The sequence below is a fragment of the Anaerosphaera multitolerans genome, from assembly GCF_004006535.1.
GTDB lineage: Bacteria > Bacillota > Clostridia > Tissierellales > Peptoniphilaceae > Anaerosphaera > Anaerosphaera multitolerans.
Genome location: NZ_RLIH01000003.1, coordinates 1 through 20,281 on the forward strand (window position 1 = coordinate 1; position 20,281 = coordinate 20,281).

Annotated in this window: 18 protein-coding genes and 1 other annotated feature; of the genes, 3 read left to right on the forward strand and 15 right to left on the reverse strand. The window is 29.4% G+C overall.

Annotated elements, in window-relative coordinates; genetic code table 11:
* Positions 1–34 precede the first annotated feature (34 nt).
* Entirely contained in the window at positions 35–547 is a 513-nt protein-coding gene (locus EF514_RS02490) for a tryptophan transporter (protein WP_127723506.1), read from the reverse strand.
* Between the two features lie 62 nt (positions 548–609).
* Positions 610–837: a binding site (T-box leader), on the reverse strand.
* 33 nt (positions 838–870) lie between these two features.
* The gene (locus EF514_RS02495; protein WP_127723508.1) at positions 871–2,256 is read right to left on the reverse strand and encodes an NAD(P)/FAD-dependent oxidoreductase; all 1,386 of its coding nucleotides are present in this window, start codon (positions 2,254–2,256) and stop codon (positions 871–873) included.
* A gap of 165 nt (positions 2,257–2,421) precedes the next feature.
* Here EF514_RS02495 and EF514_RS02500 point away from each other — a divergent pair, with 165 nt between their 5' ends.
* Entirely contained in the window at positions 2,422–3,174 is a 753-nt protein-coding gene (locus EF514_RS02500) for an MTAP family purine nucleoside phosphorylase (RefSeq protein ID WP_127723510.1), read from the forward strand.
* An 8-nt stretch (positions 3,175–3,182) separates the two neighbouring features.
* On the opposite strand, the gene EF514_RS02505 is transcribed toward EF514_RS02500, so the two are convergent.
* Genes EF514_RS02505 through der form a run of 9 tightly spaced genes read right to left on the reverse strand, consistent with a single transcriptional unit; the run spans position 3,183 to position 10,671 of the window.
* Positions 3,183–4,076 carry an RluA family pseudouridine synthase gene (locus EF514_RS02505; protein ID WP_127723512.1) on the reverse strand — a complete coding sequence of 298 codons (894 nt, stop codon included), beginning with the start codon at positions 4,074–4,076 and terminating at the stop codon, positions 3,183–3,185.
* The gene (gene lspA / locus EF514_RS02510; protein ID WP_127723514.1) at positions 4,066–4,545 is read right to left on the reverse strand and encodes a signal peptidase II; all 480 of its coding nucleotides are present in this window, start codon (positions 4,543–4,545) and stop codon (positions 4,066–4,068) included. The genes EF514_RS02505 and lspA overlap by 11 nt, the downstream gene beginning before the upstream one ends.
* Before the next feature lie 30 nt (positions 4,546–4,575).
* Entirely contained in the window at positions 4,576–5,349 is a 774-nt protein-coding gene (locus EF514_RS02515) for a YlmH family RNA-binding protein (protein ID WP_127723516.1), read from the reverse strand.
* Complete coding sequence (locus EF514_RS02520) at positions 5,349–5,786, reverse strand: cell division protein SepF (RefSeq protein ID WP_127723518.1); 438 nt, start codon at positions 5,784–5,786, stop codon at positions 5,349–5,351. Before EF514_RS02520 ends, EF514_RS02515 begins: the two co-directional genes overlap by 1 nt.
* A 9-nt stretch (positions 5,787–5,795) precedes the next feature.
* The gene (locus EF514_RS02525; RefSeq protein WP_127723948.1) at positions 5,796–6,482 is read right to left on the reverse strand and encodes a YggS family pyridoxal phosphate-dependent enzyme; all 687 of its coding nucleotides are present in this window, start codon (positions 6,480–6,482) and stop codon (positions 5,796–5,798) included.
* Between the two features lie 13 nt (positions 6,483–6,495).
* Complete coding sequence (locus EF514_RS02530; RefSeq protein ID WP_240648990.1) at positions 6,496–7,728, reverse strand: biotin/lipoyl attachment domain-containing protein; 1,233 nt, start codon at positions 7,726–7,728, stop codon at positions 6,496–6,498.
* A 14-nt stretch (positions 7,729–7,742) separates the two neighbouring features.
* Positions 7,743–8,756, reverse strand: coding sequence for an NAD(P)H-dependent glycerol-3-phosphate dehydrogenase (locus EF514_RS02535; RefSeq protein ID WP_127723522.1), 1,014 nt, complete (start codon positions 8,754–8,756; stop codon positions 7,743–7,745).
* A 2-nt stretch (positions 8,757–8,758) separates the two neighbouring features.
* Complete coding sequence (plsY, locus tag EF514_RS02540; protein WP_127723524.1) at positions 8,759–9,355, reverse strand: glycerol-3-phosphate 1-O-acyltransferase PlsY; 597 nt, start codon at positions 9,353–9,355, stop codon at positions 8,759–8,761.
* Positions 9,355–10,671, reverse strand: coding sequence for a ribosome biogenesis GTPase Der (der, locus tag EF514_RS02545; RefSeq protein WP_127723526.1), 1,317 nt, complete (start codon positions 10,669–10,671; stop codon positions 9,355–9,357). Before der ends, plsY begins: the two co-directional genes overlap by 1 nt.
* Before the next feature lie 120 nt (positions 10,672–10,791).
* Between der and EF514_RS02550 the strand changes: the two genes are divergently transcribed.
* Both EF514_RS02550 and EF514_RS02555 read left to right on the forward strand, forming a co-directional pair.
* Positions 10,792–11,565 (forward strand): threonine/serine exporter family protein, encoded by a 774-nt coding sequence (locus EF514_RS02550; RefSeq protein ID WP_127723528.1) that lies wholly within the window; start codon positions 10,792–10,794, stop codon positions 11,563–11,565.
* 10 nt (positions 11,566–11,575) lie between these two features.
* The gene (locus EF514_RS02555; protein ID WP_127723530.1) at positions 11,576–12,013 is read left to right on the forward strand and encodes a threonine/serine exporter family protein; all 438 of its coding nucleotides are present in this window, start codon (positions 11,576–11,578) and stop codon (positions 12,011–12,013) included.
* A 95-nt stretch (positions 12,014–12,108) separates the two neighbouring features.
* Here the strand turns inward: EF514_RS02555 and nifJ are convergent, their stop codons facing one another.
* From nifJ to EF514_RS02575, 4 genes are all read right to left on the reverse strand, one after another.
* Positions 12,109–15,642 (reverse strand): pyruvate:ferredoxin (flavodoxin) oxidoreductase, encoded by a 3,534-nt coding sequence (gene nifJ, locus EF514_RS02560; RefSeq protein ID WP_127723532.1) that lies wholly within the window; start codon positions 15,640–15,642, stop codon positions 12,109–12,111.
* Between the two features lie 88 nt (positions 15,643–15,730).
* On the reverse strand, positions 15,731–16,660 hold the full coding sequence (gene hprK, locus EF514_RS02565) for an HPr(Ser) kinase/phosphatase (protein ID WP_127723534.1): 930 nt from the start codon (positions 16,658–16,660) through the stop codon (positions 15,731–15,733).
* Entirely contained in the window at positions 16,626–18,509 is a 1,884-nt protein-coding gene (gene uvrC, locus EF514_RS02570; protein ID WP_127723536.1) for an excinuclease ABC subunit UvrC, read from the reverse strand. Before uvrC ends, hprK begins: the two co-directional genes overlap by 35 nt.
* 8 nt (positions 18,510–18,517) lie before the next feature.
* Positions 18,518–20,281, reverse strand: coding sequence for an aminopeptidase P family protein (locus EF514_RS02575; protein WP_127723538.1), 1,764 nt, complete (start codon positions 20,279–20,281; stop codon positions 18,518–18,520).

Consider the following 20,281-nt stretch of genomic DNA (forward strand, 5'->3'; position numbering starts at 1 on the left):
TCCATTATATTTTTCATATAATGGATTTTATTTATTACGAAATAGTTTTTTGATAAATTTTTATAGTCTTATATATTATTGTTGATAAAAGCGCATTTAATATTGCTGCAGGAATAACCACAGCTAAAATCATAGCACTAAAAGTTGTAGAACCGGGTAATCCGCTGATGATTAATGCAGTAGATAAAAATATAAATCCACTAAATAAAGTACCTATTACAGTTAAAATCATAATTTTTATTGTGGTAATGTTATCTTTACCTGCAAATAATTTTAAAAGTCCAAATACAAATATAGACGTAAGTATTTTATCCACTACATTTGCAATTTGTCCCCCTGGAAATGTAGTAGTTACAGCTCCTAAAATTCCAGCAACTACACCTATTGTAATTGTTGAAAAAAAATCTAAATTTAATAAAATCGCAAAAAACATCGTTACCAAGATAAAATCAGGCTTCATACCTGCCACAAACCCTGGTACTATTAAGTGAAGTACTGCTCCTATTGCCAATAAAACTGACGCTGTTACTAAATTTTTCGTTTTCATTTTTATTCTCCTTTTTAATTTAATTAAAATATGAATAGAAAATAAAAAAACCACTTGCTCAAATTAGGAGCAAATGGTTGTTCGCGGTGCCATCCTATTTATGTTTAAAAAACATATCTTTTTCGAATACTGACATATTCTATCTCTATAACGCGAGAAACGTCTTAGCTACTATAATTCGCCTTGCATTCATAGACCCATTCACTAAAATGATTTTGTCAATTTCCACCAAACATTGACTCTCTATAAAAATCTTAGATTAGCTACTATTTTCTAATCAACATTTTATATTTTATTAATAATACAATGAATTATAGAAAATGTCAAGACTTTAATAAACTATTTAAATACCTTGCAACATACACTCCACATGCTGAAGCTTGTGAAAGTGAGTGGGTAGCTCCACCTCCATCCCCTACTACATAAAGACCTTTTTCAGCAGTTTCAAAATTTTCATCTACTTCTACCCTAGAATTATAAAATTTAACTTCAACTCCATATAATAAAGTATCTCCATTAGCAGTACCGGGTGCAATTTTATCAAGAGCATAAATCATTTCAATAATTGAATCTAATTGTCTTTTAGGTATTACCAAAGATAAATCTCCTGGAGTAGCTTTTAAAGTTGGTATGGTAAAACACTTTTCCATTCTCTTTTTGTCAGATCTTCTCCCCTTTATTAAATCACCAAATCTTTGAAGCAGAACTCCTCCTCCTAACATATTAGAAAGTTTAGCAATTGATTCTCCATAATCATTTGAATCTTTAAAAGGCTCTGTAAATCTATTACTTACGAGTAAAGCAAAATTAGTATTTTCACTTTGAAATTCAGGATTCGCATAGGAATGGCCATTTACAGTTATTATTCCATTAGTGTTTTCTGCAACTACTTGACCATAGGGGTTCATACAAAAGGTTCTAACTAAATCATTATACTCTTTAGTAAGATATACTATTTTACTTTCATATACCTCATCAGTAATATGTTTAAATACTTCTGCAGGAAGTTCAACTCTAACTCCAATATCCACTTGATTACTTAATAGACCAATATTAAATTGTTTACAAATTTTAGAAATCCATTTTGAACCTGAACGCCCGGAAGCTAATATTAAATGATTACAAGCAAATTCTTCACCTTTATCAGTGGTTACTATATATTCGCCTTTAGAATTTTTTTCAACCTCACTACAACAAGTGTTGAATTTAATTTCGATATTATTTTTTACATATTCATACATTTTTTTTAAAATTTCAATATTTCTATCAGTACCAAAATGCCTTACTTTAGCTTCTAATAAATGTAAATCATGTCTTAATGCAACTGTTTTTAAATTAGAGGATTTTGTAGTGTATAGTTTAGATTCACCATCATCAAAACTACATAATACTTCATCAACGTATTCCATTAACTCAATGGCTTTTTCTTTACCAATATAATTATGGATATCTCCACCAAAGTTTGTAGTAATATTGTACTTTCCATCAGATAAAGTACCGGCTCCCCCAAATCCATTCATAATGTTACATGGAATACATCCTATACAACTTTCAACTTTTCCAGCTTTTATAGGACAAATTCTTTTTTCAATGGAATTTCCTTTTTCAATGATTAAAACTTTTAAATTGCTATTAAGTTTTGTAAATTCATAAGACGCGAATGCACCACTGGCACCAGCACCAATTATTATTACATCATATTTTTTCATGTTATACCTCATTAACTAAATTTAGAATAAGATTATCGGAATGTGTTCTTTAATAATTATATTCCATAAAAACTAAAATTACAAAATATATACTATTGTTAAATAGAAAATTTCCAGATTAATTATGCTATAATTTTATTATAATAAATAGAAAGAGAGATTTATATGAATAAATATGCTATTGTTGCTGGAACAGGTTTTGATAATTATTTTAAGGATGAAAATGAAATTATAGTTTCTACAGACTTCGGAAATGTTATTTTAAATGAAGTATTTATGGATGGTTATATACTTTATTACATACCAAGACATGGAAAGAAACACAATGTCTCCCCTTCTAATATTAATTATAGAGCCCATGCTATGGCAATAAAAAATCTTAATATTGATCACGTATATGGAATATGTGCTGTTGGAAGTTTAAGAAAAGAATTACCTGTAGGTTCAATCGTCTTAAATAACGACTTTCTAGATATGACTAAGAATAGAATATATAGCTTTTACACTGGTGACATCGTAAAACATTTAGAGGTTTCCAATCCCTATAGCAATGATTTAAACAGACTTTTCTATTTAGAATCAAAAAAATATAATTTAAATGTTTCTGAAGGTATATATGTTTGTACTGAAGGACCAAGATTTGAAAGTAAAACTGAAATTAAACTTTATCAAATGTTAAATTGCGATGTAGTAGGAATGACAAACATTCCAGAAGTACTTTTATTTAATGAACTAAATATATCGTATAGTTGTATTAGTTACGTTACAAATTATTGTACTGGAATCTTAGATACAATTACTTCTGATAGTTTTAATAGTGAAAGTATAAAAAAAGATCTTATTATAAAGACAATTTTTGATTGCTTTAAAAAAGATCCTAAAAAATTAAAAATTGTTTCAAATCAAATTTTATTATAACGTAAATATTAATAATACATTTTCAAAAGAGATTTAAATCTTTGTGGAAACTCATCCTTAAAAAACATTCTATTTTTTGTAACCGGATGAATAAAGGCAAGGGTATAAGCATGAAGCATCTGTTTATTTATTCCATATATGTTTTTTCTACCATATAGTGGATCTCCTAGGACCGGATGATTAATATGATTCATATGAACCCTTATTTGATGTGTTCTTCCGGTGTGTAAAGTTACAAATATTAAAGTGAGATTTTTGAAATTTTTCAAAGTTTTAATTTCTGTAATTGCTCTTTTACCGTTTTTTTCAACTACAGCCATTTTTATTCTGTTTCTTGGATCTCTTCCAATTAAAGTATCTACTGTAGATTTTTCATATAAATTCCCATCCACTATGGCCAAGTAGTTTTTTATAATTTTCCCTTCTTTAAAGCACTTAACTAACTCAGTATAAGCATATTTACTTTTGGCTATTATCATTAACCCGCTAGTATCTTTATCTAATCTATGAACTATTCCGGGTCTTACTTCGTCGTCTGTAACAGCCAGTTTATCAAATTGATATAATAAACCATTGACTAAAGTTCCCCTTGGATTGCCAGCACCCGGATGTACTACTAGATTTTGTGGTTTTGAAATAACAGCTAAATCATCATCTTCATATAGAATTTTAAAATCTATATTATCTTCAGGTAGAGGTATATTATTATCTTCAAAATAATTAACTGAAATTATATCATCTAACATTAAACTATAGCCGGCTTTTACAATTTTATTATTGACCTTTATTTCCCCTGAATCAATTAATTTTTTTATTTGAGACCTATTAAAAGGTAATAGTCCAACTAGGTACTTATCCAACCTTACATTCTCAGCATCGGATAATATTTCTTTAATTTGCATTTTTAATCCTCTTAGGGTTGTCATGTAACAGCACTATAAGTATTAATAGTATTGTTCCTACAACTATAAATACATCAGCTAAATTAAAAACAGCAAATTGAAAGTTAATTTTTTTTATGTTAATGCTTATAAAATCTACTACATAGTGTAATCTAATTCTATCGATAAAATTTCCCAATGTGCCTCCGATTATTAAAGAAATAGATGCTTTAAGCATTAAAGACGAATTTTCATAGTTTTTATATAATAAGCTAACTAAAACAGCTATTACAATTACAGTAATTGCAATAAAAACAATCCTCTTATTTTGCATTATTCCAAAAGCAGCTCCTCTATTTTCTAAATAATAAAAATTTAGAACATCTTCTATTACTACTACTGGAGCATTGCCCTTTAAAAATCTAACTACAAAAAATTTTGATAATTGATCTATTAAAACTAATAAAATAGAAAAAAAGAAAACTCCCATTATACCTCCAAATAAATTATCCCAAAATAGTTATTTTGGGATTTTAACATTGATAACATATTTATCTTTTTTTGTGAGTTGTTCAACATTTTCAAATATAATTCGACCAAATTTCCTTACAGAAATTAAATCACCCGGATTTAACTTTAAAGAAGTTTTATTTTCATCTTTAAAATTAACCTTAACTTTTTCATTTGTTATTAAGTTTGATGCCTTAGATCTTGAAATATTTAATACCGCACTTAAAAAAACATCTAATCTTAAAGAAGATATTATTAATTTATAATCCTTATATTCAATAGTAGGAAGTATAAAATCAACATTATCTTCCAAATGAATATTATACTTGCCTATTTTGGATAAATTGAACTCAACATAATTTGAAATATCTGATTTTAAGAAAATGTGACAATAATTATTACTAAATACAATGTCACCTATTTTTTTTCTCTCAATTCCTAAAGACATTAAACTGCCAAGTACATTCTTGTGAGTTATAAATTCATTTATTTTAAAGCTCAACCTCTTGATGTAATCTCCTTTAAAATCATAAACATAGTCCGGATAGATATATATAATTGAACGCTCAGCTCCCTCATATCCACCATCAATACTATACTTTACATCATCAAACCTATTTAAAATAGATTTAGAAAGGTAAACTTCATAAGGATCTAAAAAATCTGTACTTTCATTAATATGTTTATTTGTAACTATTTCAATTTTATCTATTAAATTTCTAAGAATAGCTTTTTTTTCGTCCTCAACAACGTGCTTTAAAAGAAGGTTTTTTTCAAGGCTCATTACCAAGGAAACATTCCGGTATTTTTAAGCTCTTCCTTTAAACCATCAATTTCGACATTTTTAGGAGCTAAGATAAAGATATCCTTATTAACTTTTTGTATTTTGCCATCAAGAGCATATAATGCACCGTTTACAAAATCAAATATTTCTCTTTTTACATCAAGATCTAATTGTTCGAAGTTAAGTACTATTGATTTATATTCTCTTAAATCATCAACGATTTGAGGTGATTCCTCATAAGACAAAGGTTCATGAACAGTAATAATCATGTCAATATTGCCTTCAATAGCTTTTCTGCTTTTAACTGCCCTATTAGCTATTTCTCTTTCTACTTCTTCATAGTCGTCATTATAATTTTCTTCTTCATAATCCTCATAGTCATCGTAATCATCAGCAAATCCAAAAATTCTTTTTACTTTATCCATTATTTCTGCCATTTTATCCTCCTAATTTCTACTGCCAAAGATGCTGGTTCCTATTCTCACCATGTTAGAACCTTCTTCAATAGCTATTTTAAAATCTCCACTCATTCCCATAGATAAATATTGCATCTCAACTTCTTTATAGTTCTTTGATTTTATTTTTTCTTTCAACTTAAACATTTTTTGAAAACATTCCCGTAAAAATAATTCATCATTTACATTGGGAGCTATTGTCATTAATCCTTTAATTTTTACATTATCATATTCTAAACACTTTTCTAGAAAAGACTCTGTTTCTTCATAGGCTACTCCTCCTTTTTGAGGTTCATCACCTATGTTTACTTGGATAAGACAATTTATAAATATATTATCATTTTTTGCTCTTTTATCAAGCTCTTTTATTAAATTTAATCTATCTAAAGAATGAATTAAAGCTACTTTATCATATATATATTTTACCTTATTTGTTTGTAAATTACCAATCATATGGTAATTTATTGTTGAATTATTAAGTAAATCTATTTTATTTTTCAATTCCTGTACTTTATTTTCGCCTATATTATCAATTCCCAGACTGTGAACTTCATTAATTTCCTCAATAGTTCTAGTTTTAGTAACTGCTACTAAAGTAACATCTTCATTAGTTATGGAATATTTTTTTGCATCTTCAATTTCTTCAAGAATTTTAAATAAATTTTCTTTTATATTAATAGTTTTCACCCCATTAGTTTAAAATTTGTGACTCATCAATCTGCATCGGGTTTATTACTATGGAATCATTAATAGTAATAGTTTTATGAGTCTTATCAGAAATTGTGATATTTCCAGTTTTATCACCTGATGAAACATATACTGTATCTTCAAAGGATTCTATTAATTCAATAGGCACAAACCTTACTAGGCCATGAATTTCTTGAATAAAAACTCCAGAAATATTATTTCTTTTTATTATAGCACTTTTAGGTATTTCAAAACATTTATTTTCATCTAAAATTATTTTAAAATCATTTATTCTTTCCGGATAAATTTCCTCAAAACAATCATTTACGTTAATTATTACAACACCGTTGCTTTTATTTTTTTTAATTTTATATATCTCTCCTGAAAATCTAGTACCATTGTCAGATTGTAATGAAAGTATGTCTCCAATTTTAAAATCATCAATATCTTTAAAATCTTTTATTCTTAACGCAATATAAAAAGATAAGTTGTCAATTACTTTAAATAAGTTTTCTCCTTTTTCAACTTTTGTTTTACTTAAGTGTTCAGAAAGTTTATTATACTTATTTAAATAAGCAGTATCTATTTTATCAATATTTTCAAAATTATAATAATCTTCTAATCCGTCAATCTTAAATGATACTATACCCGCAAATTCTGATTTATAAGATATATTACTTTGTGCAATTTGAAAAGCTAAGGTATCTTTTTTCTCCATTAGTTCTTCCGATGTATAACTCATTAATTCTGTTAATGTTGAAATACTGACGTTTTTTTGCGTATTAATATCCAATTCATTAATATCTAAAATCGCCTGTGTAAAATTATCATTTTTTAGGTCATCCTGGATGTTGTAAACATTGACACTACCATTAGTAATTGGTGTCTTTCCTTCTTCTTTTAGTTTAAAATTTAATGCTGCATTTACTTTTGTAAGTTCATCCTTTAAATCGGAAGTATCATTCATCAGATTAATACTTGCAATTTCATAGTCAACGGGAACTTTTTGACCTTCACTTGCATTAAATAGTACTATGCCATTACCACTTGCCTTATAAGTTTTTTCATTAAAGACATTAAAGCCTTTAGCAGCGATACTGTTTACATAAGTTGTATAAGTAGGAAAAACCGTTTTATTTTTTCTATATATTTTACTAGTTACAGAGTTTAATAAAAAGAATATAAACACTATAGCTACTAAAATTAGTATTGTTTTATTTTTAAATTTAAATTTCAAGTTTATTCACCGAATTAAATTTTAGTATTTTCTAAAAATATTTCTTCCATTTCTTCTTTATATTCGCGTTTCATTAAATCTGAAACAGCTTTTCTAGGATCCAATCCTTCATATATTACTTCATAAAGCTTATGAGTAATAGGCATTGATACATTATACTTATTAGATAGTTCAAAGGCGGATTTAGTGGTCTTAACACCTTCTACAACTTGCCCAATTTTAATTGCCGCTTCGTCAGAAGTTAACCCTTCACCCATTAAAATTCCAGCCCTTCTGTTCCTGGAATGCATACTTGTACATGTTACAATCAAATCACCTATACCTGCAAGTCCATTAAAGGTATAGGGATCGGCACCTAGTGCTTTTCCCAGCTTACTCATTTCATAAATGCCTCTTGTCATTAAAGCTGCTTTTGTATTATCACCATAACCTAAACCATCACTCATACCTGCAGCTAAAGCAATGATATTTTTCAAAGCTCCGCCAATCTCCACTCCAATTAAATCATGGTTCGTATATACTCTAAAATCTTCGCCAGAAAACGTATGTTGAATTTTTTTTGCAGAATTTGAATCTTTAGAAGAAACTACTACAAGTGTAGGAATATCCTTTCCAACTTCTTCTGCATGTGATGGTCCAGAAAGACTTACGAAGGAGTTATTAGGTAATATTTCTTCAGAAATTTCAGAAACACGTTTTAAAGTATCTACTTCAATTCCTTTTGCAAGGTTAACTATGATTTGGTCTTTTACATAATCTTTTATTTCTTCTAGAACTGACCTTATAGAATTTGTTGGAACTCCTAAAACTAAAACTTCTGAGTTCTTAACAGCTTCAAATAAATCAGATGTTGCTTTTATATTTTCTAAACGAACTCCCGGTAAATATTTACTATTTTCACCTTTTATGTTAATTTCATCTACAATTTCTTTATTTCTTACGTAGAAGTTTACATCATGTCCTTTTTTTGAGAGTAATCTGGCTATTGCGGTACCCCAGCTTCCTCCACCTAATACTCCAATATTCATAATTATCTCCTATTTCCTATTTTATTTTCAGTTCCACTTAATAATCTTAATATATTAGATTTATGTCTATAAATCCCTAAAATACAAATAATTCCTATTAATATTTTACTATAAATACTATAAAAACCAAAGAAAGTAAATAACACAAATATACTTAAGAAAAAACCTATTGATGCCAAAGATACAATTCTAGTAAAAATGGTTAAAAGCATCCAAACAATCCAGCAAATAAAAGTTAATTTAAAGTCAAATACAGCAAAAGCACCTAATGTAGTAGCAACTCCCTTTCCACCTTTAAATTTCATATAAAAAGGATAGTCGTGTCCTATAATACAAGCAAGTATAATTAACAAAGTGTACTCATCTGAGAAATCAAATAGAAACTTTGAAATAAAAGCTACCAGAACTCCTTTTAAGAAGTCTATTATAAAAGTTATAACACCCAATTTTTTCCCTAACACTCTCATAGCATTAGTAGTTCCTGCATTTTTGCTTCCATGTTCACGAACATCAACGTTTAGAAAAATTTTACCTAGAAAATAGGAACCTGAGACAGTCCCTATTAAATAGGATAAAACCAACGAAATTGGAAATAACATCATTGTTCTCCTCTATTTTTTAAAGTTAATACTATTGGAACGCCATCAAAACTATAGGATTCTCTAATTTGATTTTCTAAATATCTTATATAACTAAAATGGAATAATTCTTTATCATTTACAGATAACAAAAACTTAGGCGGTCTCACTGAAACTTGAGATCCATAATATAACTTCCCTCTCCTTCCTTTATCTGAAGGAGGTTGATTCATTAAAACAGCTTTATTTAAAATATCATTTAATACACCCGTTTTTATTCTATGGTTATAATTATTGTTTACTATTAAAATTGTTTCTAATAGTTTATCAATTCTTTGCCCTGTTAATGCTGATACAAATACCATTGGCGCGTAATTTATAAAAGGTAACCTATCCCTAATTGATTTTTCAAATTTCTTAATGGAATTATTATCCTTTTCTATTAAGTCCCATTTATTGACAGCAATTATAATCCCTTTATTGTTATCATGAGCATACCCTACTATTTTGGCATCCTGTTCTGAAACACCTTCAAAGGCATCAATTACCAATACACATACACTTGATCTTTCAATCGCTGTAAGTGTTCTAATGACAGAATACCTTTCAATTTTCTCATTGATTTTTTTCTTTTTTCTAAGTCCTGCCGTATCAACTAAAGTATAATCTTCATCTTTATATTTAAATTTTGTATCGATAGAGTCTCTTGTAGTACCGGGAATATCCGTTACAATAACTCTATCTTCTCCAAGTATATGATTAATCAAAGAGGACTTACCAACATTCGGCTTACCTATAAAAGTTACTCTTATTGAATCGTCATAAAATTCTTCAGGCTGTTCACCAAAATCTTTAATAACTTCATCAAGCAAATCCCCAACTCCGGTACCTTGTTCAGAACTTATAGTTATCGGTTCTCCCAAGCCCAGCTCAAAAAAATCATAATAATTTTCTTTTGCAGCCTTGGAGTCAAATTTATTAGCCGCTAAAATTACTTTTTTATTGGACTTTCTCAAATAAGTGGCTATCTCTCTATCGCTTGATGTAACTCCTCTAACACCATCAGTTAAAAAAATAATTACATCACTCATATCCATGGCGAGGTCTACTTGTGCTTTTATGCTGGACATAAAAATATCTTCATCCTTTAAATCAAGTCCACCAGTATCAACAAGTAGAAATACCTTTCCCAGCCATTGCGCATCATAGTAAATTCTATCTCTTGTAACACCTGGTGTATCTTCTGTAATTGAAATTTTTCGTCCTATTATTTTATTAAAAAGTGTGGATTTTCCTACGTTAGGAGTCCCAATAATAGAGACTATAGGTTTTTCCATACTATCACCTCATCCTATTGTTTTCCTGTAACATTATATCATTTGACAGGTACACTTTCAATTAATATTGATTGTTTAAACCCATTCTAAATAGTATAATCATAATGATTGGAGTAAATTATGAAACGCAAAATAGATAATATAAAAGATGCTAAAAATTTAATGACCTTGGCTATTTACGCTGGTAAACTTTTAGTTAAAAATGGAGCTGAAATTTATAGAGTTGAAGATACCATGCAAAGAATTTGTAGTTCTGCTACCAATATAGATTCTGTAGATGTATATGTTCTTACATCAGGTATATTTATTTCCCTAGAATATGATGGGGAGATTATGAACAACTTCAAAAAGGTAAAAAGTTCAACAATTAACTTAGAAAAAATAGCAGAGGTAAATGATTTTTCCAGAAAATTTGTAAGTGACAACATTAGTTATAATGAAGGAATGAATATTTTAGAAAAAATAGATAGTAATTTTAACATTAACAGTAAGGTTTTAAATTTATCTGCCGGTTGGCTGGCAGGATTTTTCTCTCTATTATTTGGAGGAAATATTAAAGACTTTATATCAGCTTTTTTAATTACTACATTTGTTTCTCATTTTTTAAATAGAATTACTAAATTTGATTTTACTTTTTTTGTATATAATTTTATTGGTTCCTTTATAATTACTGTTCTTGCCATTTTATTTACAAAGATTAATTTAGCAAGTAATTATAATATGGTAGTAATAGGATCCATTATGATATTAGTCCCTGGAGTTCCCTCTACTAATGCAGCAAGGGACATTATGAACGGTGATTTTTTATCAGGATTAATGGGACTTGCAAAGACAATCTTTTTAGGTCTTGCAATAGCGCTAGGTGTTGGAGCAGCACTACAAATATTAAAATAAGGAGTGTAATATGTATTATTTAACTCAATTTTTAATAGCAACTTTTGCAGCAATGGGCTTTGCCTTTTATTTCAATTGCCCTAAGAAGGCTATAATTACATCATGCTTATTTGCTGGAATCGCTTGGACTATATTCAAATTTACATTGATAAAGACCAATAATTACTTTTTAGCTGGACTTTATTCTGCCTTTATTTTAGGGTTACTTGGTGAATTTGCAGCAAGAAAATTAAAAAATCCGGCAACGGTTTTTATAATACCGGGTTTAACTCCAATGGTCCCTGGTGCAGGTGTATATTATTCAATGTATTATTTAATCAATGAAAATTCCAAACTTGCCCAAGAATCCGCTTTAGAAACTTTTTTTATTGCATCTTCACTTGCAGTTGGCTTAGTGGCATCTCTCTCAGTTATTAAAGTGATAAAAACATTTAAATATAATAGTTAGTTTCTTATTAAAATTAAATTATTATTGAATTTAATAAAACATAAAATCCAAGGATTAAGCCCTTGGATTTTATGTTTTATATCTATAAATTTAAATTAGTCTTCGAAAGATTGTCCCATTCTCAAGTAATATTCATATCTTTCTTTAGCATTTTCTTCAGCCACTTCATAAAGCTCTTCTGCTCTTTCAGGGAATAATTTCTTAAGTGAAGTATATCTAACTTCCCCATCTAAGAACTCTCTATATGGTTTTGTCGGCTCTTTAGAATCTAAAATAAACGGATTCTTTCCTTCTTTCTTTAAATCAGGATTAAATCTGTATAAGTGCCAGTAGCCTGATTCAACCGCTTTCTTTTCCTCTTCTACAGAAGCGCCCATTCCAGCTCTAATTCCATGATTTATACAAGGTGCATAACAAATTATTAATGAAGGACCATTATAAGCTTCAGCCTCTTTAATTGCTTTTAAAGCTTGGTTTTTATCAGCACCCAGGGCGATTTGTGCCACATATACATATCCATAAGTTGCAGCCATCATACCTAGATCTTTCTTTCTAGTAGTTTTACCAGAAGCGGCAAATTGTGCCACAGCAGCTGTTGGAGTAGCCTTAGAAGCTTGTCCTCCTGTATTTGAATAAACTTCTGTATCAACAACTATAACGTTAAGATCTTCACCAGATGCTAGTACGTGGTCAAGTCCACCATAACCAATGTCATAAGCCCATCCGTCTCCACCAATTATCCATTGAGATTTCTTAATTAAGAATTTCTTAAGGCTATTTAAAGTCTTAATAATTTCATTTGCTTTTTCTGAATCATATTGTTTTTCAAGTGCTGGTATCAATCTAACACTAGCAGCCTTTGAAGTTTTATAATCATCCATTCCGTCAATCCACTCATTAAACAATTCATTAGTGGCTTGATCTACATTTAAGTCTATAAATTCTTCCATTAAAATTTTAATTCTATCTCTGCTTTGAGTTTGAGAAATTGCCATTCCAAAACCATATTCAGCATTATCCTCAAATAAAGAGTTAGCCCAAGAAGGTCCGTGACCACATTCATCTGTACAATATGGCATTGAAGGAGCAGATCCTCCCCAAATAGATGTACAACCAGTTGCATTTGCAATACTCATTCTATCACCAAATAATTGTGTTACTAATTTAATATATGGTGTTTCTCCACAACCAGCACACGCTCCTGAGAATTCAAGATATGGCATAAAGAATTGTGAATTTTTAACGTTATTCGGCTCAAAATCTTCTTGTTTAGTCTTTATAGTAGTAGCAAATTTCCAATTATCAGATTGTTCATCTATCATTTCTTCCAAAGGTGCCATAACTAAAGCTTTTTCTTTTGAAGGACAAACTTGAACACAATTTCCGCAACCAGTACAATCTAAAGGTGATACTTGAATTCTGTATTCGTACTTATCAGCACCCTTACCTATTCCCTTTTTGGTTTCAAAACCTTCAGGCGCGTTTGCAACTTCATTTTCGTCTAATAGGAAAGGTCTAATTGCAGCATGTGGACAAACAAAAGAACATTGATTACATTGAATACAGTTTCCTATTATCCATCTAGGTACGTTAACTGCAATTCCTCTCTTTTCATACTTACTAGTTCCAGCAGGGAAAGTACCATCTTCAACTCCTACAAATGAAGATACTGGTAAATCATTACCTTCTTGTCTAGTCATTGGAACTAAAATATCGTTGATAAATTCAGGTGCATTGTCAATTTTATGATTTTCATCAACTTCAACGTTCTTCCAGCTGTCTGGAACTTCAACTAAATGAGTAGCATTTATTCCAGCATCAACAGCCTTGTAGTTCATCTGTACAATGTCATCACCTTTGTTGCCATAGTCTCTTACAATTGCTTCCTTTAAGAACTTTACTGCATCTTCAATAGGTAGTACATTGGAAAGTTTAAAGAATGCTGATTGCATAACCATATTAATTCTCTCTCCAAGACCTATTTCTGCTGCAATTTTAGTTGCATTTATGGTATAGAACTTTATTTCATTCTCTGCAATATATTTTTTCATAGACTGTGGTAGATGTTCGTCTAATGCTTTTTCATCCCAAAGAGTATTTAATAGAAACGTTCCACCTTTTTTCAATCCCTTTAGCAAGTCGTATAGATATACATATGATTGTTTTGAACAGGATATAAAGTCAGACTCAGCAAGCAAGTAAGTTGAAGTAATTCTATTTTTACCGAATCTCAAGTGAGACATAGTAACTCCACCGGATTTCTTAGAGTCATAGTCAAAATATCCTTGTGCATACATGTCGGTATTATCACCAATAATTTTAATTGCACTTTTATTTGCACCAACTGTACCATCAGAACCAAATCCCCAGAACTTACATCTAATAGTTCCCTCAGGCTCAGTAGTTATAGTTTCTTCAATAGGAAGAGATAAATTAGTAACATCGTCATTTATACCTATTGTGAAATTATGTCTTGGTTTATCTGCATTAAGATGTTTAAAGACAGCTAAAATCTGAGATGGATTTGTATCCTTTGATCCTAAACCGTATCTACCACCTACAATAACAGGAGCATTTTCCACATCATAATAAACATCTCTAACATCAAGGTATAGAGGTTCTCCAATAGCACCCTTTTCTTTAGTTCTATCTAAAACTGCTATTTTCTTAACTGTCTTAGGCATTTCATCTAAGAAGTGTTTTTTAGAAAAAGGTCTATATAGGTGTACTTTTAGCAATCCTACTTTTTTGCCATTATCATTTAGATAATCAACAACTTCTTCTATAGTTTCAGTTACAGATCCCATAGCTATAATTACTTCTTCTGCGTCCTCTGCACCGTAATAATTAAATAACCCGTACTTTCTTCCAGTTAACTTAGAGATTTCTTTCATATATTCATCAGTAACATCAACAACGTTCTCATAAAAATTATTAGAAGATTCTACAGATTGGAAATAAATATCAGGATTTTGAGCAGTACCTCTTACAAAAGGTTCATTAGGATTTAAAGCTCTTTCTTTAAATTCGCTTATAGCATCTTTATCAACTAACTTCTCTAAATCATCGTAATCCAATACTTCAATTTTTTGTACTTCATGAGAAGTTCTGAAACCATCAAAAAAATGTGCAAAAGGAACTCTACTTTTAATAGCACTAAGATGTGCAACTGCAGCCATATCCATAGATTCTTGAACAGAACCTGAGGCTAAAAGTGCAAAACCAGTAGCACGTGCAGCCATAACGTCTTGATGATCACCGAATATAGAAAGAGCATGAGATGCTAAAGCACGAGCTGCTACATGAAATACTCCCGGTAGCAATTCCCCTGCTATTTTATACATATTAGGCAGCATAAGTAGTAAACCCTGAGACGCAGTATAAGTAGAAGTTAAAGAGCCTGCTTGTAATGCACCGTGCATAGCTCCGGCAGCACCAGCTTCAGATTGTAATTCCTTAACTAAAACTTCTTGTCCAAAAATGTTCTTTCTTCCTTGTGATGCCCAGGCGTCTATATGTTCAGCCATAGGTGAGGATGGTGTAATCGGATATATACAAGCAATATCAGAAAAAGCATAGGCCACGTGAGCCGCAGCTTCATTACCATCCATCGTCTTAAAATTTTTCATTGCGAAAAACCCCCTCTTTATATTAAACATTTTAAATTACATATCTTCTTTATATTATAGCCTATTTCAAAGTTTTTAAAATGTTTTTTTAATTACTATTTTTATTGTTTCTGCTATTTAAAATTCTATTATTAAGTTCCACTGCAGGGTTGTATCCCATTTCCTTTTGTTTGAAGTTTTTTGTAGCAACTTCTATAATTAAAGCAATATCTCTGCCTGGCCTTACAGGAATCGTGTATTTAACAATTTTTATCCCTAGAATTTCTTCATATACATCTTCAAGACCAAGCCTTTCATAATCCTTTGTAGAATCCCAACTTTCTAAATCTACAATCATTTCAATTTCTTTTTCCTCCATAACGAAGCCTATTCCAAATAATTTTTGAACATCTATTATGCCTACACCTCTTAGTTCCATAAAATGCTTCGTTATTTCAGGAGAAGTTCCAATTAATTTGCTATCTATATTTTTAATTATTACAGAATCATCTGAAACCAACTTGGAACCCTTTGAAATTAAATTAAGTGCTGCTTCAGATTTACCAATTCCCGCCTTGCCCGTAATTAAAACTCCCACACCATATATATCTAGCAAAACGCCGTGCTTTCTTATTTTAGGAGCCAATTTATCTTCAACATAGTTTTGAAAGACTCCGGTAAATTTAGAAAAAGTATCTGAAGTTCTAAACAAAGACACATCATGAATTTTTGAAAGTTCTATAATTTCATCGTGAATGTAGTTATTTCCACAAAATACCACACCGGGAATATTATAACTAAAAAGTTTTTTTAAAGAATTATGTCTTTCTTTAGGATTAAGCTCATTGATGTAGTGCCATTCTTGTTCTCCTATAATTTGAAGCCTCTCAGGTGAAAATTGATTATAGTATCCTGTTAATTGCAATCCAGGTCTATTTATATCACCACTTTTAAGAAGAACTTCATCTATATTATTTGCAATATAGATTTTTTCTAAATCCAAATCATTTATTACTTTTTGTAACTCTATTCCCTTCATTAATACCTCCATGAAAATGATTGTACAATATTTCTGCAGAACTTTTATTCATTGACTTAACTTCTAAAAGTTCATCTATAGATGCACTTTTAATTTTTTTAATTGATTTAAAATGCTTCATTAAATCCTGTTTTCTTTTTGGACCTATTTGCTCAATATCATCTAACTCCGATTTAAAAATAGCATCGCTTCTTAAAGATCTATGATAATTAATGGCAAATCTATGAGCTTCATTTTGTATTTTATAAATTAGTCTGTAACTTTTTGAAGTTACATTTAAATTATACTCTAGATTGTTATAAATAATTCCTCTAGTCTCATGGTAATCATCTTTTACTAAACCGCAAATTTCTAAATTTAAATTTAAGTTTTCCAAGACCTCTTTTGCAATATTTACTTGTCCCTTTCCTCCATCAATCATAATTAAATCAGGAAAAGAAGAAAAAGATGACCTTATATTTTCTTCCTGCTCTGTCTTTCCTCTTTTAAATCTCCTATAGAGAACCTCTTCCATTGATGCATAGTCATTTGGACCCTCTACATTTTTAATTTTAAATTTTCGATAGTCACTCTTTTTTGGCTCGCCATTTTCAAATACCACCATTGAACCTACCGATTCCACACCATAGGTGTTTGAAATATCATAAGCTTCAATTCTACTAGGTATTGATTTTAAGTTTAATAAATCTTTTAATTCATTTAAAGCCTCAAGATTTTGTTCTCGTTTCTTACTATACTTATTTGCATATTTATTTAAAGTCTCAAGAGCATTATTTTTAACCAAGTTAATTAAATCTTTTTTATCACCTTTAATTGGGACGCTAATCTTAACAGTAGCTCCCCTTCTCTTAGTTAAAAGTTTTTCTAAATCTTCTAAGTCTTCAAGGGGATATTCTATTAATATTTCTTTTGGTATAAAAGTAACATTATTATAAAATTGTTTTATAAACGCTGATAAGATATCGGACTCGCTATCATTAAAATAATCTTTCATAAAATAATGTTCTCTACCTATTATTTTTCCTTCTCTTATAAAAAACACCTGAACTAATGATTCATCTATGCCCTTAGCTACACTTATGACATCTCTGTTTTCGTTTGAATCGGCATTGGAAATAATTTGTTTTTCATTTAATAATTTTAACGATTCAATATCATCTCTTAATGTAGCTGCCTTCTCAAATTCTAAATTATTTGAAGCCTCAAACATTTTATTTTCTAAATCTTTAATTAACTCATTATCTCTCCCTGATAAAAATTTAAGAATCTCATTTATCATTTCATTATATTCATCAGTATTTACATTTTCAGTACATGGCGCCAAACACCTTCCTAAAAAATAATTTAAACATGGTCTATATACTTTTGTTTTTTTATTTAAATTAAGAGTGCAGGTCTTTAAAGGATATATTCTATGCAAAATGTCAATTGAAGAGTTTACTGCAGTTACATTGGGATAAGGTCCAAAATATTTAGCTTTATCATTTATTTTTTTTCGCGTTTTTAAAACTCTGGGATACTTCTCGTTAACAGTTACTTTAATATATGGATATTGCTTATCATCTCTTAATAAAATATTATACTTAGGAAGATTGTCTTTAATTAAATTACTCTCTAATATTAAAGATTCAACTTCATTTTCAACTATAATATATTCAAAATCTTCAATGTTAGAAACCATTGATTTTACTTTCATAGTTGAATTGCCATAGCTTCCAAAATACTGTCTTACTCTGTTTTTTAAAGATTTTGCTTTACCTACATAGATTATATTATCGTTCTTATCTTTCATAATATAAACACCTGGCAGATCAGGAAGTTGTTTTAATCTATCTTCTAAATTTTTCAAATAATCACCTATCTAATCAATTCTCTTGTGACATTATATAACCATTTTCTCTCATCGCTATTTAAAGAAGGAGAAATCTTTTCATAAACTTTTTTATGATAATCGTTTAGAGCAGCAATTTCATAGTTATCTAGTAATTTCATATCAATAGCTTCTATGTCTATTGGAGCAAAAGAGAGAACATTAAATTTATAAAAAACATCATTTCCCACTGTAGTATCTTCTACTATTTCATAGACATTTTCTATTCTAATTCCATACTTTCCCTCTTTATAAACACCAGGCTCGTTTGTTACAATCATACCGGGTTCAAGAGATTTTTCTGTACTTCTAGGACTTATAGAAGGTGGTGATTCATGTACGTTTAAAAAATATCCCACTCCATGGCCTGTTCCACTTTTATAATCTAAATTGTTTTTCCAAAGATTGTACCTTGCTAATATATCTAAATCTCTACCGGATGTACCCTTTAAAAACTTACAAGTACTTAACATAAAATGCGACTTTAATGTATATGTGAAATCTTCTATCTCCTCTTCAGTCAAAGAACCCATTACAATTGTCCTAGTAATATCAGTAGTACCATCTAAATACTGGCCTCCCGAATCCACTAAAAGAAATCCTCTTTCTTCAATTATTAAGCTATTTTCATTATTTGCACTATAGTGCATCATAGCTCCGTTTTTCCCATAGGCTGAAATAGTTTCAAAGCTGTCTTCAATATAATATTTCTGCTGTTTTCTGAATTCTTGAAGTTTTAAAGCGGCATCATATTCATTTATCTTCTTCAGTTTAACAGTATTTTTAAGCCAGTATATAAATTTAGTAAGTGCAACTCCATCTTTAATATAGGCATTTTTTTGATTTTCAAGTTCAACAGCATTTTTTATTGATTTTAAATCCTCTGTTATATTATTTCCATAAACAAAATTGTTAGAGTTGTTAATGCTGCCAAATAGTTTAACACTAACCTTATTTTTATCTATATAAAATTTTTTATTATTATATTTTCCCAAGTAGTTGAAAATTTCGTCATATTCATAAATGTAACAAATCTTATTTAAATATTCATAAGTTTTCTGTTCTAATTTTTCTTTATTTATAAATAGAACTACACTCTCTTCTTCAATGATTAAATACGAATATACAAAAGGACAATATTTAATATCACTTCCCCTTATATTTAAAGTCCAAGCAATATCATCTAGTGATGAAATTACAGTTATATTTGCGTTATAATAGTTTAACTTATTTCTAATTAAAGAAATCTTTTCAAGAGAAGATTTTCCGTTAAATTTAAAATCATGAATGTAAACTTTCCCATTGGGCAATTCTGGTCTATTCTCCCATATATTATCAATTAAATCTATGTCCTTTATGAATATAGATTTTTCTTCTAAAGTATGTTTTAGTTTTTCATAGGATTTTACCATAAAATATTCCCCATTTAAACCTACAAGATCATTTGATTTTAAATTTTCTGATAACCATTCTATATAAGTTGGGGTTCCTTCTATTCCCATCTTCATTAACTTAAATCCGCTTTCTTTAATTTCTGATTCAGCTTGAATAAAATATCTTCCATCAGTCCATAAAAAAGCTTGATTCTCAGTAACAACCGCAGTTCCTGCAGAGCCTGTGAAATTTGTAATAAATTCCCTTTCTTTAAAATGATTATGCAAGTACTCAGAACCATGAGGATCTGATGTAGGTATTATATAACAATCAATATTTTCCTTTTTCATTTCAGATCTTAATCTTTGTAAAATCAT

Excerpts from the sequence above, each read along its gene's own strand:
- EF514_RS02490 (WP_127723506.1), bottom strand. The coding sequence starts at position 547 with ATGAAAACGAAAAATTTAGTAACAGCGTCAGTTTTATTGGCAATAGGA.
- EF514_RS02495 (WP_127723508.1), bottom strand. The coding sequence starts at position 2,256 with ATGAAAAAATATGATGTAATAATAATTGGTGCTGGTGCCAGTGGTGCA.
- EF514_RS02500 (WP_127723510.1), top strand. The coding sequence starts at position 2,422 with ATGAATAAATATGCTATTGTTGCTGGAACAGGTTTTGATAATTATTTT.
- EF514_RS02505 (WP_127723512.1), bottom strand. The coding sequence starts at position 4,076 with ATGCAAATTAAAGAAATATTATCCGATGCTGAGAATGTAAGGTTGGAT.
- lspA (WP_127723514.1), bottom strand. The coding sequence starts at position 4,545 with ATGGGAGTTTTCTTTTTTTCTATTTTATTAGTTTTAATAGATCAATTA.
- EF514_RS02515 (WP_127723516.1), bottom strand. The coding sequence starts at position 5,349 with ATGAGCCTTGAAAAAAACCTTCTTTTAAAGCACGTTGTTGAGGACGAA.
- EF514_RS02520 (WP_127723518.1), bottom strand. The coding sequence starts at position 5,786 with ATGGCAGAAATAATGGATAAAGTAAAAAGAATTTTTGGATTTGCTGAT.
- EF514_RS02535 (WP_127723522.1), bottom strand. The coding sequence starts at position 8,756 with ATGAATATTGGAGTATTAGGTGGAGGAAGCTGGGGTACCGCAATAGCC.
- plsY (WP_127723524.1), bottom strand. The coding sequence starts at position 9,355 with ATGTTATTTCCAATTTCGTTGGTTTTATCCTATTTAATAGGGACTGTC.
- der (WP_127723526.1), bottom strand. The coding sequence starts at position 10,671 with ATGGAAAAACCTATAGTCTCTATTATTGGGACTCCTAACGTAGGAAAA.
- EF514_RS02550 (WP_127723528.1), top strand. The coding sequence starts at position 10,792 with ATGAAACGCAAAATAGATAATATAAAAGATGCTAAAAATTTAATGACC.
- EF514_RS02555 (WP_127723530.1), top strand. The coding sequence starts at position 11,576 with ATGTATTATTTAACTCAATTTTTAATAGCAACTTTTGCAGCAATGGGC.
- nifJ (WP_127723532.1), bottom strand. The coding sequence starts at position 15,642 with ATGAAAAATTTTAAGACGATGGATGGTAATGAAGCTGCGGCTCACGTG.
- hprK (WP_127723534.1), bottom strand. The coding sequence starts at position 16,660 with ATGAAGGGAATAGAGTTACAAAAAGTAATAAATGATTTGGATTTAGAA.
- EF514_RS02575 (WP_127723538.1), bottom strand. The coding sequence starts at position 20,281 with ATGATTTTACAAAGATTAAGATCTGAAATGAAAAAGGAAAATATTGAT.